This window comes from Aeromonas taiwanensis, from assembly GCF_000820165.1.
GTDB classification, from domain to species: domain Bacteria; phylum Pseudomonadota; class Gammaproteobacteria; order Enterobacterales; family Aeromonadaceae; genus Aeromonas; species Aeromonas taiwanensis.
The window spans coordinates 111536-128024 of the sequence record NZ_CDDD01000056.1 but is presented as its reverse complement, the minus strand read 5'-3'; the positions used below and the strand labels follow the sequence as shown (position 1 = coordinate 128024).

Annotated in this window: 13 protein-coding genes; 7 read left to right on the top strand and 6 right to left on the bottom strand. The window is 60.9% G+C overall.

Going from position 1 to position 16489, the window contains the following annotated elements:
• The first annotated feature begins 35 nt into the window (after positions 1–35).
• A complete protein-coding gene (pflB, locus tag BN1136_RS09755) occupies positions 36–2318 on the top strand; it encodes a formate C-acetyltransferase (protein ID WP_043761116.1) in 2283 nt (760 codons plus the stop codon).
• Positions 2319–2438: 120 nt separating this feature from the next.
• Here the strand turns inward: pflB and phnX are convergent, their stop codons facing one another.
• From phnX to phnW, 3 genes are read right to left on the bottom strand one after another with little or no spacing between them, the layout of a single operon-like run.
• Complete coding sequence (phnX, locus tag BN1136_RS09750) at positions 2439–3278, bottom strand: phosphonoacetaldehyde hydrolase (protein WP_043761053.1); 840 nt, start codon at positions 3276–3278, stop codon at positions 2439–2441.
• Positions 3271–4710 (bottom strand): aspartate aminotransferase family protein, encoded by a 1440-nt coding sequence (locus BN1136_RS09745; protein WP_043761054.1) that lies wholly within the window; start codon positions 4708–4710, stop codon positions 3271–3273. Before BN1136_RS09745 ends, phnX begins: the two co-directional genes overlap by 8 nt.
• Positions 4707–5849, bottom strand: a complete 1143-nt coding sequence (gene phnW, locus BN1136_RS09740) for a 2-aminoethylphosphonate--pyruvate transaminase (RefSeq protein WP_043761056.1) — start codon at positions 5847–5849, stop codon at positions 4707–4709. The genes BN1136_RS09745 and phnW overlap by 4 nt, the downstream gene beginning before the upstream one ends.
• 241 nt (positions 5850–6090) lie before the next feature.
• Between phnW and phnR the strand changes: the two genes are divergently transcribed.
• The 5 genes from phnR (at position 6091) to BN1136_RS09715 (ending at position 12447) form a co-directional block, all read left to right on the top strand.
• Positions 6091–6798, top strand: a complete 708-nt coding sequence (phnR, locus tag BN1136_RS09735; RefSeq protein WP_043761058.1) for a phosphonate utilization transcriptional regulator PhnR — start codon at positions 6091–6093, stop codon at positions 6796–6798.
• A 105-nt stretch (positions 6799–6903) separates the two neighbouring features.
• The gene (locus BN1136_RS09730) at positions 6904–7923 is read left to right on the top strand and encodes a putative 2-aminoethylphosphonate ABC transporter substrate-binding protein (protein ID WP_081843760.1); all 1020 of its coding nucleotides are present in this window, start codon (positions 6904–6906) and stop codon (positions 7921–7923) included.
• Positions 7924–8194: 271 nt separating this feature from the next.
• The gene (locus tag BN1136_RS09725; protein WP_043761062.1) at positions 8195–9289 is read left to right on the top strand and encodes a putative 2-aminoethylphosphonate ABC transporter ATP-binding protein; all 1095 of its coding nucleotides are present in this window, start codon (positions 8195–8197) and stop codon (positions 9287–9289) included.
• Positions 9286–11022, top strand: coding sequence for a putative 2-aminoethylphosphonate ABC transporter permease subunit (locus tag BN1136_RS09720; RefSeq protein ID WP_043761064.1), 1737 nt, complete (start codon positions 9286–9288; stop codon positions 11020–11022). Before BN1136_RS09725 ends, BN1136_RS09720 begins: the two co-directional genes overlap by 4 nt.
• A gap of 18 nt (positions 11023–11040) precedes the next feature.
• Entirely contained in the window at positions 11041–12447 is a 1407-nt protein-coding gene (locus BN1136_RS09715) for an FAD-dependent oxidoreductase (protein ID WP_043761066.1), read from the top strand.
• A gap of 116 nt (positions 12448–12563) precedes the next feature.
• Here BN1136_RS09715 and BN1136_RS09710 read toward each other — a convergent pair whose 3' ends face one another.
• Entirely contained in the window at positions 12564–13019 is a 456-nt protein-coding gene (locus tag BN1136_RS09710; RefSeq protein WP_043761068.1) for a YcgN family cysteine cluster protein, read from the bottom strand.
• A 309-nt stretch (positions 13020–13328) separates the two neighbouring features.
• Here BN1136_RS09710 and BN1136_RS19860 point away from each other — a divergent pair, with 309 nt between their 5' ends.
• A complete protein-coding gene (locus tag BN1136_RS19860; protein WP_081843761.1) occupies positions 13329–14291 on the top strand; it encodes a hypothetical protein in 963 nt (320 codons plus the stop codon).
• A 60-nt stretch (positions 14292–14351) separates the two neighbouring features.
• Here the strand turns inward: BN1136_RS19860 and sucD are convergent, their stop codons facing one another.
• On the bottom strand, positions 14352–15224 hold the full coding sequence (gene sucD / locus BN1136_RS09705; RefSeq protein ID WP_005300222.1) for a succinate--CoA ligase subunit alpha: 873 nt from the start codon (positions 15222–15224) through the stop codon (positions 14352–14354).
• Positions 15224–16390 (bottom strand): ADP-forming succinate--CoA ligase subunit beta, encoded by a 1167-nt coding sequence (gene sucC, locus BN1136_RS09700; protein ID WP_043761071.1) that lies wholly within the window; start codon positions 16388–16390, stop codon positions 15224–15226. Before sucC ends, sucD begins: the two co-directional genes overlap by 1 nt.
• Positions 16391–16489: the final 99 nt, after the last annotated feature.

The following is a 16489-nucleotide window of genomic DNA, read 5'->3' as shown; positions in this document are numbered from 1 at the left end:
CGGCAGACACATAAATACCTTGAGAGGTAATGAAAATGGCAGAACTTAACGAACAGTTCCAAAAAGCATGGGAAGGCTTCGCAGCCGGTGAATGGCAGACCTCTGTCAACACCCGTGACTTCATCCAGAAGAACTACACCCCGTATGAAGGTGACGAGTCCTTCCTGGCTGGCGCGACCGAAGCCACCACCAAGCTGTGGGACAAGGTCATGGAAGGCATCAAGATCGAAAACCGCACTCACGCGCCAGTCGATTTTGATACCGACCTGCCCTCCACCATTACCGCTCACGATGCTGGCTATATCGATCAGGGCCTGGAGCAAATCGTTGGTCTGCAGACTGACAAGCCGCTCAAGCGCGCCATCATCGCCAATGGCGGTATCAAGATGGTCAAGACCTCTTGCGAAGTGTACGGTCGCCAGCTTGACCCCATGGTCGAGAAGATCTTCACCGAGTACCGCAAGACTCACAACCAGGGCGTGTTCGACGTCTACACCAAAGACATCCTGAACTGCCGCAAGTCCGGCGTCATCACCGGTCTGCCGGATGCCTACGGCCGTGGCCGCATCATCGGTGACTACCGTCGTGTTGCCCTGTACGGTATCGACTTCCTGATGGCCGACAAACTGGCCCAGTTCAAGTCCCTGCAGGCTGACCTGGAAAACGGTGTCAACCTGGAAGCCACCATCCGTCTGCGCGAAGAGATCTCCGAGCAGCACCGTGCCCTGGCCCAGATGAAGGTGATGGCTGCCAAATATGGCTGCGACATCTCCGTACCGGCCAAGACCGCCAAAGAAGCCGTACAGTGGACCTACTTCGCCTACCTGGCGGCCGTCAAGTCCCAGAACGGCGCGGCCATGTCCTTCGGTCGTACCTCCAGCTTCCTGGACATCTACATTGAGCGTGACCTGCAAAAAGGCCTGATCACCGAGCAAGAAGCCCAGGAGCTGATGGACCACATGGTCATGAAGCTGCGCATGGTTCGCTTCCTGCGTACCCCGGAATACGATTCACTGTTCTCCGGCGACCCGATGTGGGCCACCGAGACCCTGGCCGGTATGGGCGTTGATGGCCGTACTCTGGTCACCAAGAACAGCTTCCGTATGCTGAACACCCTGTACACCATGGGCCCGTCCCCTGAGCCGAACCTGACCATCCTGTGGTCTGAGAAGCTGCCGGTCGGTTTCAAGAAGTACTGTGCCAAGGTATCCATCGAGACCTCTTCCGTTCAGTACGAGAACGACGACCTGATGCGTCCGGACTTCAACAACGATGACTACGCCATCGCTTGCTGTGTGTCCCCGATGATCGTCGGCAAACAGATGCAGTTCTTCGGTGCCCGTGCCAACCTGGCCAAGACCATGCTGTACGCCATCAACGGCGGTATGGACGAGAAGCTCAAGATCCAGGTCGGTCCGAAAACCGAAATGGTCACCTCCGAGTACCTCGACTACAACGACGTGATGGACAGACTGGATCACTTCATGGACTGGCTGGCCAAACAGTACGTCGCCGCCCTGAACATCATCCACTACATGCACGACAAGTACAGCTACGAAGCCTCCCTGATGGCGCTGCACGACCGTGACGTCTATCGCACCATGGCATGCGGCATCGCCGGTCTGTCTGTTGCGGCTGACTCCCTGTCTGCCATCAAGTACGCCAAGGTCAAGCCGGTACGTGATGCCGATGGCGTCTCCATCGACTTCGAAATCGAAGGCGAGTACCCGCAGTTCGGTAACAACGACGCTCGCGTCGATGACATCGCCTGCGACCTGGTCGAGCGCTTCATGAAGAAGATTCAGAAGCTGAACACCTACCGCGGCGCCGTGGCTACCCAGTCCGTGCTGACCATCACCTCCAACGTGGTGTACGGCAAGAAGACCGGTAACACCCCGGATGGTCGTCGCGCCGGTGCGCCGTTCGGCCCGGGCGCCAACCCGATGCACGGTCGTGACCAGAAGGGTGCCGTTGCTTCCCTGACGTCCGTTGCCAAGCTGCCGTTCGCCTACGCCAAAGATGGTATCTCCTATACCTTCTCCATCGTGCCGAACGCCCTGGGCAAAGACATGGAAGCCCAGAAAGCCAACCTGGCTGGCCTGATGGATGGTTACTTCCACCACGAAGCCAACCTGGAAGGTGGTCAGCACCTGAACGTCAACGTGATGAACCGTGAAATGCTGCTGGACGCCATGGAAAACCCGGAGAAATATCCGCAGTTGACCATCCGCGTATCCGGTTATGCCGTTCGCTTCAACTCCTTGACCAAGGAGCAACAGCAAGACGTCATCACCCGTACCTTCACCGCCTCTCTGTAATAGAGTCTCGGTGAACAAAAACCGGCGCCTGGGCGCCGGTTTTTTTATGCCTGATAGTCAGGGAGCATGGCCTGAAAACCTGCAGGCAAGGTCGTCCCCCCCTCCTCTCACCCGCCTTGTTCAGGGCCGCTCCCCTGCCGCCAGACGGCGGTTGATATCGGCGATGACCGGGGCGATGTCCGCCAGGGTGTCGATGACGTAATGCGCTCCCGCCGCCCGCAGTTTGGCCTCCGCTGGTGCGCGCCTCTCGGCGATTTCGGCGTCGCTCATGGCGGCGAACTCCTCCCAGGTGGCGCCAAACTCGTTGCCGGAAACCGACAATCCCACGGTCCACATGCCCGCGTTCAACCCTTCGCTGATGCCCGGCACGGCATCATCCACCTTGATGCAGCGATGCACGGCGCTTATTCCCAGCTCAATCACATTGGCCAGCGCCATCCAGGGGCCGGGGCGACCGCCCGCCTTGAGGTCATCGGTGGCGACCCAGTGATCCGGGTGATAGCCGTGAGCGGCCGCCGCCGGCACCAGCGCCTCCATTACCGGACGGGGATAACCGGAACAGGAGCCGATCCGCAGCCCTTGTGCTCGCAGCCCATCCAGCACCGGCAACACACCCGGGATGGGGGCGGCGAAGCGGGTCACGGCGGCGATCTGCAGCGGCATAAAGGTGTGATAGAGGTGGTCCACCTCGGCGTGACTCATGGGGTGGCCGAAGCGGGCCTGCCAGCGGGCATCCACCGAGGGCAGACGGCCCAGCGTCGCGATATGATCCCATTTGCCCAGCCCCATGGGCTGGCGCGCCTCATCCAGGGTCACGGGGAAGTCATAGGCGCGGGCGAAGGCCTCGACGAAGATGGAGGTGGGGGCGAAGGAGCCGAAATCGATGACGGTACCGGCCCAGTCGAGGATCAGCGCCTCCACGTCGGTGGTCGGTTGGATGGCAATCTGCAAGTCAGTCATGGTGATCTTCCTGTTTCGGTGAAAGCGCGATCTCGCCAAGGGCGCGATCCAGAATGGCGATGGCGCGCACCAGCTCGGCGCGAGCGATATTGAGCGGGGGCGAGAGCTGGATGACATTGCCCTGGGAGACCTTGAAGCTGAGCCCGAGTTCCAGACAGCGGTAGAGCAGCCGCTCGGCGGCCTCGCTGTTTCGAGCTCGACTCTGATGATCGACCACCAGATCGAGCGCCCAGAGCAAACCGATACCGCGCACCTGGCCGATCAGAGGGTGGCGCTCGGCAAGCGCCGCAAGCTCGCGCGCCATAAAGCGGCCGTCCTCCCGCGCTTTTTCCAGCAGTCCCTCTTCACGGATGGTGGCGATGGTGGCGAGGGCCGCCGCACAGCCGACGGGGCTCTTCTCGTGGGTGTAGTGACCGAGCGAAATAGCCGCCGCCTGATTGAAACGATCGCGAGTGATGAGCGCGGCAAACGGCACCACCCCGCCCCCCAGCCCCTTGCCCAGGCAGATGATGTCAGGCTCGATGCCGAACTCTTCGAAGCTGAACCAGTGGCCGGTGCGACCCAGGGCATTGGGGATCTCGTCGACGATCAGCAGCACCTGGTGGCGATCGCAGATCTCCCGCACCCGCTGCCAATATGCCCTTGAGGGCACCTGCACATCGGTGTTGCGGATGGGCTCGGCGATAAAGGCGCCGATTCCTCCCTCCTTCTCGATGACGTATTCCAGATAATCGGCGTAGTGCAGATCATCCCCCTCGCCGCGATACCAGACGCCGCGATAGCGGGTGGGGGGCGGAATACGCTCCACTCCGGCCATCAAGGGGCCCATACCGGCACGAAAACAGGCCTCGCCGCCGACCGAGATGGCATCGAGGGAGGCGCCGTGAAAGGCATCCCACAGGGACACCACCTTGCTGTTGCCGGTGATAAAGCGGGCGAGCTTCAGGGCAATCCCCACCACCTCGCTGCCGCCGGGGGCGAACAGCACCCGGTTGAGATCGCCGGGGGCCAGCTCGGCCAGGGTACGGGCACAGTCGATGGCGACCCGATGGGTGTAGCGGCGGGGCGCAAACGACAAAGCGGCGAGTTGCTGCTGCACCGCGGCCACCACCCTGGGGTGGCCGTGACCCAGCTGATGAACGCTGTTACCGTGAAAATCGAGGTAACGCTTGCCCGATACGCTGGTCAGCCAGCTCCCCTGCGCTCCCTCAAGCAAGTCCAGACAGGGGGTGGAGAGCGCCTGATGGAGAAAGTAGCGGCTATCCTCCGCCAATCCGGCCTGTATCACCTCGCTCTGAGCCGCCCACCAGCGCGTCCGCCCCTCGCCGAGGTTTATGTCCCCTTCGCTGTCGGCGCGGCCGCTGCCGTGCAGCTTATGGTCATGCAAATCGTGGCCACGCAGATCGTGACCGTGAAGCGCTTGGCTCGTCATCGTGCGTCCCCCTGCCAGTAGCAGGCGCTGGCCATGGCCGCGAGCAAGCCGCGCACCCGCTCTGGCGTCACGTCACCGATATTGCCGATACGGAAGCAATCGGCCTGGGAGACCTTGCCCGGATAGATGACAAAGCCCTGCCCCTTGAGCCGCTGGTAGAAGTCGGCGAAGCGGTAATCCGGGTGGGCTGGGGAGTAGAAGGCGGTGATGATGGGGGATTGCCACTCCTCTGGCAGCAGCGGCGCAAAACCGAGGGCGGCCATGCCATCCACCAGGGTGCGCTGATTCTCGCTGTAACGCTGATGGCGGGCGTCGATCCCGCCCTCCTCTTCCAGCTCGCGCAGAGCCTGGGCAAAGGCGAGCACGGTATGGGTGGGCGAGGTAAAGCGCCACTTGCCCCCCTGCTGCTCCATGGTCTGCCACTGGGCGTGCAGGTCAAGGGAGACCGAACGGGCACGACCGGCGCAGGCCGTGAGCGCGGTGCGGCGGGCGATGACGAAGCCAAAACCCGGCACCCCCTGAATGCACTTGTTGGCGGAGCTGATGAGAAACTCGATGCCAAGGCGCCCCATGTCGATGGGGATGCCGCCAAAGCTGCTCATGGCATCGACGATCAGGCGGATGCCGCGGCGCTGGCAGAGCTCGGCCACCTCCTCAAGGGGGTTGAGCATGCCGGTGGTGGTCTCGCAGTGCACCATGGCCAGATGGGTGATCTCGGGGTGGCGCGCCAACATGGCCTCGATGGCTGCGGGTTCCGGGCGGGTTGTCTCGCCGCAGTCGAGCTCATGGTGGCGCAGGCCAAGACAGCGGGCCATCTCCCCCATGCGGGCACCGTAGGCACCATTGTTGATGATCAGCAGGCACTCATCGACGCCGATGGCCGAGCCCAGCACGCTCTCCACCACATAGCTGCCGCTCCCCTGCAGCAGCACGGCGCTGTAGTCGCTTTCATATTCCGGGCCGGTGGCGAGGCGCACCAGCTCGCGGCGAATGGGCTCCACCACCCCCTGGTTGTAGTCCGCATCCCAGGTGCAACTGTCTTGCAGCATGGCGGCACGCACAGTCGCGGTGGTCGAGAGGGGGCCCGGGGTCAGCAGCAGGTAATCGGCGGCGGCAGGGGCCGCAGGAATATGGGTCATGACTTCGCTCCTTTTGGTATATACCAGATTGAGCGCATTGTGGGTAACAGCCCCGCCAAGGTCAAAGGGGTGCCCTTACGTGCAACAAAAAATTCATTTTCGGCGCCGTGATCGCGATAATCTAGGAAGCCAGAACCACAGGGGCAACACTGGTCTTTACCAATGTACTTTGACACCTCTGTTTAGCGACCGGATCGACGACCAGACCTGTGCCCAACTCATTGCACAACCAGGGACTTTCATGAGCAAACCCCAATACCTGCAGATCAAGGATGCCCTCGCCAACCAGATCCTGGCGGGGGGCCTGGCCCCCAACGACAAGCTCCCCTCCGAGCGGCTGCTGGGGGAACTCTACGGCACCACCCGGGTCACCATCCGCGAGGCGCTGGTACAGCTGGAGGCCAACGGCCTTATCTATCGGGAGGATCGCCGCGGCTGGTTCGTCACTCCGCCGCGCTTTCGCCTCAATCCCAGACGCACCTCCAACTTTCACCAGATAGTGCGCGAGCAAGGGGGTGAGCCACGCACCGAGCTCCTGGAAAAAAGCCGCCAGGCGGTGCCGCCGGCGCTGATGGTACGGCTGCAGCTCAAGCCATTCGACAGCCTGTTTCTGCTCAAGCGGCTGCGCTACGCCAACGGGCGCGCCATCTGCTATTGCGAGAACCATTGCCTGCCAGAGCGGGTGCCCGGCCTGCTGGAGCTGGATCTCAACGGCAGCCTGACCGAGACCTACCAGGCCCATTACGATCTTCTTTACGCCCGCATGCAGGTGCGCTTCTTCCCCACTGCCCTGCCGGACGAGGTGGCCAAGGCGCTCGGGGCTACCGCCGGGCTACCCGCCCTGCGCCTGGAGCGACTCAACTTCGATCAGCACGGCCGGGTACTCGACTTCGATCTGGAGTACTGGCGCCACGACAGCCTGGAGATCGAGGTGGATACCCAGGAGTGACGTAGGCAAAACGTCACGGGGCCGTCACAGGATCGTAATAAAGCTCCCCTAGCCTCTCTCTCGACCAATCTGGTTTATACCAATCCAACCGACATGGAGAAGAGGATGAAACAGGGAACCCATCTGCTGGCCGCCGCCGTGCTGACCGCCATGACAGCCCCGGCACTGGCTGCCACCGATCTCACCGTCTACACCGCCTTCGAACCGGAGCAGCTCGGCGAGCTGAAAACCGCGTTCGAGCGCCAGCATCCGGACATCAACATCAAGTGGGTGCGCGACTCCACCGGCGTGGTCACCGCCCGCTTGCTGGCGGAAAAAGCCCAGCCCAAAGCGGACGTGGTGTGGGGTCTGGCCGCCACCAGCCTGATGCAGCTCGATCAGCAGCAGATGTTGACCGGTTACGCTCCCAAAGGGCTGGAGAGGCTCGACAGCCGCTTTCGCGACAGCAAGGCCGAGCCCCACTGGATCGGTCTGGACGCTTTCTTCAGCGCCATTTGCTTCAACAAGGTAGAGGCGGAGAAACAGGGGATCCCGGCGCCGACTAGCTGGGCCGATCTCACCAAGCCCGTCTACAAGGGCAAGGTGATCATGCCCAACCCCAGCTCCTCCGGCACCGGCTACCTGAGCGTCGCCGGCTGGCTGCAGACCATGGGCGAGCAGCAGGGCTGGCAATTTATGAACGGTCTGCACCAGAACATCGACCGCTACACCCACTCGGGTTCGGCCCCCTGCAAGCTGGCCGCCAGCGGCGAGACGGTGATCGGTATCTCCTTTGACTTCCCGGCCACCAGCCTCAAGGCCAAGGGAGCCCCCATCGAGGTGGTGTTCCCGAAAGAGGGTTCGGGCTGGGACATGGAAGCCGCCGCCATCATCAAGGGCACCCCCAAGCTGGAGGCCGCCAAACAGCTGCTCGACTTTGCCGCCACCGAACAGGCCAACGCCCTCTACAACAAGTCGTTCGCCGTGGTCGCCATCCCGGAGATGGCCAAGCCCAGAGCCGGCTATCCGGTGGACATCAACAGCCAGATGATCGACAACGACTTTGGCTGGGCTGCCCGCGAGCGCAACGCCATCCTGGCCCAGTGGAGCGCCAGCTTCGACGGCAAGACCGAAGCCAAGCAGTAATCCCGCTGGGGGCTGGTTTGAGCAATGCCAATGCACCCAGGGCGATAAACAGATTGCCGAAGGCCAACCCAGGTTGGCCTTCTCTTTTTGGCATCGCCTCACGTGTTTGTGTCGTCCTCAATGGGTGGCACCTAACTCATCCACAAGCGACCAAGCTAGCTGCTGGCGACCCGATGTCATCTGACTGTCATCAAGCCGTCATCCCCCGATCACCTGACCGTCACACTTCATCCGCAAACTGGTATATACCAAATCAGTAGCGAGTCGCACCATGACCCAGCCCTATCTGGACATCCAACACCTCAACAAGCAGTTCGGCGCTTTTCAGGCCCTCAAGGGGATCTCCCTGACCATTGAGCCGGGAGAGTTTATCTGTTTTCTCGGCCCCTCCGGCTGTGGCAAGACCACCCTGCTCAGAGCCATCGCCGGGCTGGATCTGCCGGACAGCGGCGAGATCTGGCAAGGGGGGCGCAATATCTCCCAACTGCCGCCCCAGCAGCGCGATTTTGGCATCGTGTTCCAGTCCTACGCCCTCTTCCCCAACCTGACGGTGGCCCAGAACATCGCCTTCGGCCTCGAGAATCAGAGGCTGGCGCGGGATCTCATCAAGGAGCGGGTCGATCACTGGCTGGGGCTGGTGGGTCTCACTGCCCAGTCCCACAAGTACCCGAGCCAGATCTCCGGCGGCCAGCAGCAGCGGGTAGCGCTGGCCCGCGCGCTCGCCCTCTCCCCCGGTCTGTTGTTGCTGGACGAACCCCTCAGCGCGCTGGATGCGCTGGTGCGCACCCACCTTCGCAGCGAGATCCGCGCCCTGCAGCAGCGCCTTGGCATCACCACCATCATGGTGACCCACGATCAGGAAGAGGCGCTGACCATGGCCGACCGCATCGTGGTGATGGAGGGCGGTCGCATCGTCCAGGTGGGCACCCCGCAGGAGATCTACCACAGGCCTTCGAGCCGCTTCGTGGCAAGCTTTGTCGGCACCATGAACTTCCTCGAGACCCTGGTGCTCGGCCCCACCCAGGTGCGCCTCAATGAACACCCCCTGCCGCTCGCCAACCAGGCCAACCCTGGCAGCAAATTGCAGGTGGCGATCCGCCCCGAGGCGATCACTCTGGGTACGCCGAGCGAGCCCTGTCTTGGGCAACATGGCGTTGAAGCAACCATCGAGCAAGTGGAGTTTCTCGGCGCCGCCCAGCGCCTTATCTGCATCGCCGACACCTATCTGGGCCCGCAGCAAATTCTGGTGGAGCGCCCCACCCACGAGCTGCCCAAACACGAGCAGGGTGGCTGGCGCAGCGGCATGCGCTGCTCCCTGCATTGGCCCGTCGCGGCGATGCAACTGTTTGAAGGAGAGCGCCCATGACTGCCCCCCTTGCGACCTCCTCCCTGTTGCCGCCAACGACAACCCGACAAGACGCCCGCTGGCAGCGCCTCTGTTTCGGCTGGAGCCGGGATCAGCTGCTGCAACTGATCCTGCTGGTGCTCGGCATCGCCCTGCTGGTAGGGGGCCTCTTGCTGCCCCTGCTCACCATGCTGCAAAAGAGCCTGCAGGATGAGAACGGGCTCTGGGTGGGGCTTGCCAACTTCAGCGCCTACTTCGACTCCCCTCATCTGGGGCGTACCATCGGCAACACCCTCTGGCTCGGGGTGCTGATCACCGCGCTGGTGGTGACCATCGCCTTCGGCTACGCCTACGCCCTCACCCGTACCTGCATGCCGGGCAAGCCCCTGTTTCGCCTCATCGGCCTTATTCCGCTCCTTATGCCCTCCCTGCTGCCCGCCATCAGTCTGGTCTACTGGTTCGGCAATCAGGGAGTTGCCAAGGGGCTGCTCGGCGGCGAGAGCATCTACGGCCCCATCGGCATCGTCATTGGTCTGGGCTTCTGGTGCTTCCCCCACGCCCTGATGATCCTTATCACGGCGCTCGGTCAGAGCGATGCCCGCCTCTATGAAGCCTCCCGGGTGCTGGGCAGCAGCGGCTGGCGCACCTTTGTCACCGTCACCTTGCCCACCGCCCGTTATGGCCTTTTAAGCGCCGCCATCGCGGTCTTCACCCTCACCATCTGCGACTTCGGGGTGGCCAAGGTGATTGGCGGCCAGTACAGCGTGCTGGCCACCGACATCTACCGGCAGGTGATCGGGATGCAGAACTTCTCGCTGGGCGCCGTTGCCAGCGTCACTCTGCTGCTACCGGCACTGTTGAGCTTTGCCCTGGAGCACAGGGTGCGCAGCAAGATGCAGGAGCAGAGCAGCACCAAGGCGGTGCCCTATCAGCCCAAACCCCATCGGCTACGGGATCTGCTGGCCCTCGGTTGGTGCACCCTCTGGGCCCTGCTGTTTCTGGCGCTGGTAGGGATGGCGGTTTATGGCTCCCTGGTGCAGTTCTGGCCCTATAACCTTGGGCTGACACTGGATCACTACGCCTTTGACAGCAACAGCGTCTACGGCTGGCAGCCCTTTACCAACACCTTGCAACTTGGCCTCTATACCGCGCTTATCGGCACCGTGCTGGTGATGGTGCTGGCCTGGGCGCAGGAGAAGGGACGCCACTTTGCATGGCTGCGTCAGTTGCTGCACCTCTTGGCCATGCTGTCCCTGGCGGTGCCCGGCATGGTGCTGGGGCTGGGTTACATCTTCTTTTTCAACGGCAATCCGCTCTTTGGCACTCTCTATGGCACTCTGCCGCTGATGGTGCTCTCCTGCGTCATCCACTACTACACCGTGGGCCATATGACGGCGCTGACCAGCCTCAAGCAACTGCCCAAGGAGCTGGAGCTGGTGGCCATCTCATTGCGAATCCCGCTCTGGAAGGCGTTCTGGCGCGTCACCCTGCCCGCCTCCCTGCCGGCCCTGCTGGAGATCTTCATCTATCTGTTCGTCAACGCCATGACCACCACCTCGGCGGTGATCTTCCTCTACTCGAGCGACAGCGTGCTCGCCTCCATCGCCGTGCTCAATATGGAGGATTCCGGCGATACCGCCGCGGCTGCCGCCATGGCCACCCTGATCCTGCTGGCCGCCGCCACCGTCAAGCTGCTCCAGCTCTTTTTGAGCCGCGCCCTGCTGGATCGCACCCAGCGCTGGCGCCACCCATAACCTTATCGAGGAGTCATGATGTCCACTCTCCCCTTCTGGCTGGCCGAAGCGCTCGCCGCCGAACAACCCGCGCCGCCCACGCCCCTCGTCGGCCACCACGAGGCCGATGTTTGTATCGTCGGCGGCGGCTTTACCGGGCTCTGGAGTGCCATCGCCCTTAAACAGGCCGAACCTGCCTTACGTATCATGGTGCTGGAAAAAGACCTGTGCGGCAGCGGCGCCTCCGGGCGCAACGGCGGCTGCCTGCTCACCTGGTCGGCCAAATACCTGACGTTAAAGCGCCTCTTTGGCGAGCAGCAGGCCGCCTGGCTGGTGCAAAGATCCGAGCAGGCGGTGCACGAGATTGCCCGCTTCTGCGAAAAGCACCACATAGAGGCAGAGCTGAGGGTCGAGGGCACCTGCTACACCGCCACCAGCGAGGCCCAGCGCGGTCTGATGGAGCCGGTATTGCAGGAACTCAAACGAGCCGGTCTTAACCAGTGGCAGGCAATTGCGGAGGGTGAACTGGCAAGACAGAGCGGCTCCCACGTTCATCTGGAGGGGCTCTACAGCCCCCACGCGGGCTCGGTGCAACCGGCGTTGTTGGTGCGCGGCCTGTTGCGGGTGGCACGGGCGCTGGGGGTCGAGGTTTATGAGCACTCCCCCATGCAGCGCCTCGAAGGGGGCCAGCCGGCGCGGGTGCAGACGCCGCAGGGCGAGGTGCGAGCCCGCAAGGTGGTGCTGGCCCTCAACAGCGCCATGGCGACGCACTTTCGCGAGTTTCGCCGCAGCATAGTGCTGGTCTCCTCCGATATGGTGATCACCGACCCTGCGCCACAGGCGCTTGCCGCCCAGCAGCTTGAGCACGGCCGCGCCGTGGTGGATGGCCGCACCTTTGTGCATTACTACCGATCCACTCCGCAAGGGCGGCTGATGCTGGGCAAGGGGGGCAACACCTTTGCCTTTGCCAACCGCCATCTGGCCGAGTTCGATGCCCCCAGCCGTTATCTTGCCCCCCTCACCCGCACCCTGCGCCGCTTCTTTCCGGCCCTTGCAGAGGTGCCCATTGCCGCCAGCTGGTGCGGCGCCTCCGATCGCTCGGTGGATGGCCTTCCCTTCTTCGGCCACTGGCGAGGGCAGCACAATATCGTCTATGGCCTCGGCTATTCCGGCAACGGCGTGGCGCAGAGCTGGATGGGTGGCCAGATCCTGGCGGCCCTGGTGAGAGACGAGTCGCGGGAAGCGGACAAGCCGTGGCGCGACTGCGCCCTGGTGAGCGGCCCGCGCGGCTACTTTCCGCCCGAGCCTTTGCGCTGGCTAGGAGCCATGGTGGTGCGCAATGCCATCCGGCGCAAGGAGCGGGCAGAAGACGAGGGGCGAACAGTGCCCTGGTATGACAAGCGGCTGGCCAGACTTGCCGATGCGGCGGGCAAGGCAGACAAGTAGACGCCTTCACAGCGCTTTGTAAGGAGCCAGCAAGCCGAAGGGGCAGGAGAGTGATGACTCCCCTGCCCCTTCGCAGTTGGTACGGCTCGCGGCTGGCCCGATAGACGGGTCTGGCGTTAGCTGGCCCAGGTGATGATATGGTCGGCCCAATCGCCGGCATGTACCTCGTGGATCACCTTGCCGCGCACGGATTGACCGGCCTGGTGCATGGCGCTGCGGCTGCCGGTGATAAGGGGATGCCAAGCCGGCAGGCTCTGCCCTTCCGCCAGCAGGCGATAGGCGCAGGTGGAGGGCAGCCAGTTGAACTCGGCAATCTTGTCGTGGGTGATCTGCAGGCAGTCCGGCTCTTTCTTAAAGCGGTTGCCGTAGTCGGAGCACTGGCAGGTCTTGGTATTGAGCAGGTTGCAGGCCACGTTGGTGAACACCAGCTCCTCGGTGTCCTCGTCGATCAGCTTGTTCAGGCAGCACTTGCCGCAGCCGTCGCACAGGGACTCCCACTCGGCCGTGGTCATCTGTTGCAGGCTTTTTACCTGCCAAAAGGGGGCGGTCTGCACGGGTTCACTCTGCTGCATGAAAATTGGCTCACTCAATACACTGACAAGCGCGTGGTTATACGCCCTATGGCCCGATTTTTCAAGGTTAGTGGTTTTATCTTTACGACCAATAATCGCCTAGGTACGCCCTCTTTCTAACTTCAAGCAGGGGATAACCACTATATTCGCACCCTACCGCTCATTTGGAGTAGATCGCAATGGTCCTTTGAGAATAACCACCCGCTTACCCCCTCGACAGAGGCTTATTAAGCCGAGTACAGTGTTACATGCAGTAAAATTATAGTTGTATTAGCCCCCCCCCACTTTTATACAATAAGGCGTTGCATCGTGAACATTGTCTTTAATGTAAATGGGAAGAAAGTTCCGCTCAAATCCTTAAGGTTCATAAGTAAAGAAAATCAGCTGGAGGTAATGCGGGGTTGGTTCTTTGATAACTTCGAGGATCCCGTAGAGTCATGTCCTTATAATGGGCGTGAAGGAGGCTATGCTTATATTTATGGTGGACCATATGATGCAAGCGACGAGCTGCAAGAGATGTTTGGACAGTATGTAAAAGAAAACTACATTGATGAGTTAACAGAAGAGCTTCAAGATCAATGCTACGAATGGTCAGGTAACTCTAATAATATTGATGATTGGTACGATGAAGACTTGTATGATGCAGTGACGTCTTCTGGAGAACCTTTTGTTAAATTCGTTGATAATATTGAAAGTATAAAAGCACTAGCAAAAGATAAAAACGAACAGCAGCAGAAAAATCATCTACTTAGTATTCTGTACACAAATGTCATTACAGCCTTAGAAACGCTTTATGTTGAGTTATTCATCAACTCTATAGAGAAAGATGACTCCTATATAGCTGATTGTATCGAAAAAGGTAAGACGGAGTTCAAAGTAAGCAAAGAGATCGCTGCTTTACCTTTCAAGGGGGAGCCTATTGAAAGGATAAGGGAGGAGCTCATTAAGGCAATTAAAGAACACTTGATTAGTGCAAGCTGGCATAGCACAAGCAAAGTTATTAGTCGTTACAAAGCAACGTTCAATATTGAAGTTAAGAAAGACTGGCCAATTGACGAGATTGAACTGGCAACAATTAATCGAAACCATTTAGTGCATAGGGGTGGAAAGGATAAAGAGGGCAACCCTGTAATAATTACGGAGCAGGACCTTGCAACACTAGTAGAGAGTGCAACAAGTCTTGCAAATTCACTCTACAATAGCTTGAATACAGCTATTGGAAAAAACAACACTCTACAGCTAGATGAAAGACCATTTATGCTTGAGCTTTAATATAATAAAAATGCCGCCCTCGGGCGGCATTTTCAATTAGAGATAACGGGCTAAGCAGAATTACCAGCCGGTCACTTCACGCAGAGCTTTGCCGATATCGGCCAGGGAGCGCACGGTTTTTACGCCGGCATCTTCCAGGGCGGCAAATTTCTCGGCCGCGGTGCCTTTACCACCGGCGATGATGGCGCCCGCATGACCCATGCGCTTGCCAGCCGGGGCGGTGACGCCCGCGATGTAGGAGACCACCGGCTTGGTGACATGGGCCTTGATGTAGGCCGCCGCGTCTTCCTCGGCGTTGCCGCCGATCTCGCCGATCATCACGATGGCTTCGGTCTGCGGATCGTTCTGGAACATCTCCAGGATGTCGATGAAGTTGGAACCCGGGATGGGGTCACCACCGATACCGACGCAGGTGGACTGGCCGAAGCCCTCGTCCGTGGTCTGCTTGACCGCTTCGTAGGTCAGGGTGCCGGAGCGGGAGACGATGCCCACCTTGCCAGGCTTGTGGATGTGGCCAGGCATGATACCGATCTTGCACTCACCCGGGGTGATGACGCCCGGGCAGTTCGGGCCGATCATCCGCACGCCGGTTTCCTGCAGCTTCACCTTGACGTCCAGCATGTCCAGGGTCGGGATGCCTTCGGTGATGGTGACGATGAGCTTGATGCCGGCATCGATGGCTTCCAGGATGGCGTCCTTGCAGAACGGGGCCGGTACATAGATGACGGAGGCGGTGGCGCCGGTGGCTTCCACGGCGTCACGGACGGTGTTGAACACCGGCAGGCCCAGGTGAGTGGTGCCGCCCTTGCCCGGCGACACGCCGCCGACCATCTGGGTACCGTAGGCAATCGCCTGTTCGGAGTGGAAGGTACCCTGACCGCCGGTAAAGCCCTGGCAGATCACCTTGGTGTCTTTGTTGATCAGAACGCTCATTATTTGGCCTCCGCTGCTTTTACCACTTGCTGAGCTGCGTCAGTCAGACTCGTTGCGGCGATGATATTGAGGCCGCTGTCGGCCAGTTTACGGGCACCCAGTTCGGCATTGTTGCCTTCCAGACGCACCACCACGGGCACTTTCACCCCGACTTCCTTCACGGCACCGATGATGCCTTCCGCGATCATGTCGCAGCGCACGATGCCACCGAAGATGTTGACCAGCACGGCTTGTACCTTGCTGTCGGACAGGATGATCTTGAAGGCCTCGGTCACGCGCTCCTTGGTGGCGCCGCCGCCGACGTCCAGGAAGTTGGCAGGGGAACCACCGTGCAGGTTGACGATGTCCATGGTACCCATGGCCAGGCCCGCGCCGTTGACCATGCAGCCGATGTTGCCATCGAGCGCCACGTAGTTCAGCTCCCACTGGGCGGCGTGCGCTTCACGGGGGTCATCCTGAGACGGGTCGTGCATCTCGCGCAGCTTGGGCTGGCGATACAGGGCGTTGGCGTCGATGTTGATCTTGCCGTCCAGGCAGTGCAGGTTGCCCTTGTCGGTGATGACCAGGGGGTTGATCTCCAGCAGGGCGAAGTCGCAGTCCAGGAACATCTGGCCCAGGCCCATGAAGATCTTGGTGAACTGCTTGATCTGATCGCCGACCAGACCCAGCTTGAAGGCCAGCTCGCGCGCTTGGTAAGGCTGCGGACCCACCAGGGGATCGATGGCGGCCTTGTGAATGAGTTCCGGGGTCTCGTGGGCGACTTTCTCGATCTCCACGCCACCTTCGGTAGAGGCCATGAAGACCACGCGGCGAGAGCCACGGTCAACCACGGCGCCCAGGTAAAGCTCCTTGGCGATGTCGGTGCAGGATTCAACCAGGATCTTGGTGACAGGCTGACCGTTGGCGTCAGTCTGGTAGGTTACCAGGTTCTTGCCGAGCCACTGCTGGGCAAAGGCGCGGATCTCGTCCTTGCTCTTGGCCAGCTTGACGCCGCCCGCTTTACCACGGCCACCGGCGTGGACCTGGCACTTGACGACCCAGGTGTTGCCGCCAATCTTGTCGGCCGCTTCGGCCGCTTCCTGCGGAGTGGCGCAGGCATAACCTTCGGAGACCGGCAGGCCATACTCGGCAAACAGCTGTTTTGCCTGATATTCATGCAGATTCATAGATGCTCTATCCGTGTTGTAGGTATTTCCGTCCGGGGCTCGTGTTTCTCAATCCCCTGTGAATGGGGGCCTGGGCGGCCCCTCGTTATCTTTCAGTCA

Excerpts from the sequence above, each read along its gene's own strand:
- pflB (WP_043761116.1), top strand. The coding sequence starts at position 36 with ATGGCAGAACTTAACGAACAGTTCCAAAAAGCATGGGAAGGCTTCGCA.
- phnX (WP_043761053.1), bottom strand. The coding sequence starts at position 3,278 with ATGACTGACTTGCAGATTGCCATCCAACCGACCACCGACGTGGAGGCG.
- BN1136_RS09745 (WP_043761054.1), bottom strand. The coding sequence starts at position 4,710 with ATGACGAGCCAAGCGCTTCACGGTCACGATCTGCGTGGCCACGATTTG.
- phnW (WP_043761056.1), bottom strand. The coding sequence starts at position 5,849 with ATGACCCATATTCCTGCGGCCCCTGCCGCCGCCGATTACCTGCTGCTG.
- phnR (WP_043761058.1), top strand. The coding sequence starts at position 6,091 with ATGAGCAAACCCCAATACCTGCAGATCAAGGATGCCCTCGCCAACCAG.
- BN1136_RS09730 (WP_081843760.1), top strand. The coding sequence starts at position 6,904 with ATGAAACAGGGAACCCATCTGCTGGCCGCCGCCGTGCTGACCGCCATG.
- BN1136_RS09725 (WP_043761062.1), top strand. The coding sequence starts at position 8,195 with ATGACCCAGCCCTATCTGGACATCCAACACCTCAACAAGCAGTTCGGC.
- BN1136_RS09720 (WP_043761064.1), top strand. The coding sequence starts at position 9,286 with ATGACTGCCCCCCTTGCGACCTCCTCCCTGTTGCCGCCAACGACAACC.
- BN1136_RS09715 (WP_043761066.1), top strand. The coding sequence starts at position 11,041 with ATGTCCACTCTCCCCTTCTGGCTGGCCGAAGCGCTCGCCGCCGAACAA.
- BN1136_RS09710 (WP_043761068.1), bottom strand. The coding sequence starts at position 13,019 with ATGCAGCAGAGTGAACCCGTGCAGACCGCCCCCTTTTGGCAGGTAAAA.
- sucD (WP_005300222.1), bottom strand. The coding sequence starts at position 15,224 with ATGAGCGTTCTGATCAACAAAGACACCAAGGTGATCTGCCAGGGCTTT.
- sucC (WP_043761071.1), bottom strand. The coding sequence starts at position 16,390 with ATGAATCTGCATGAATATCAGGCAAAACAGCTGTTTGCCGAGTATGGC.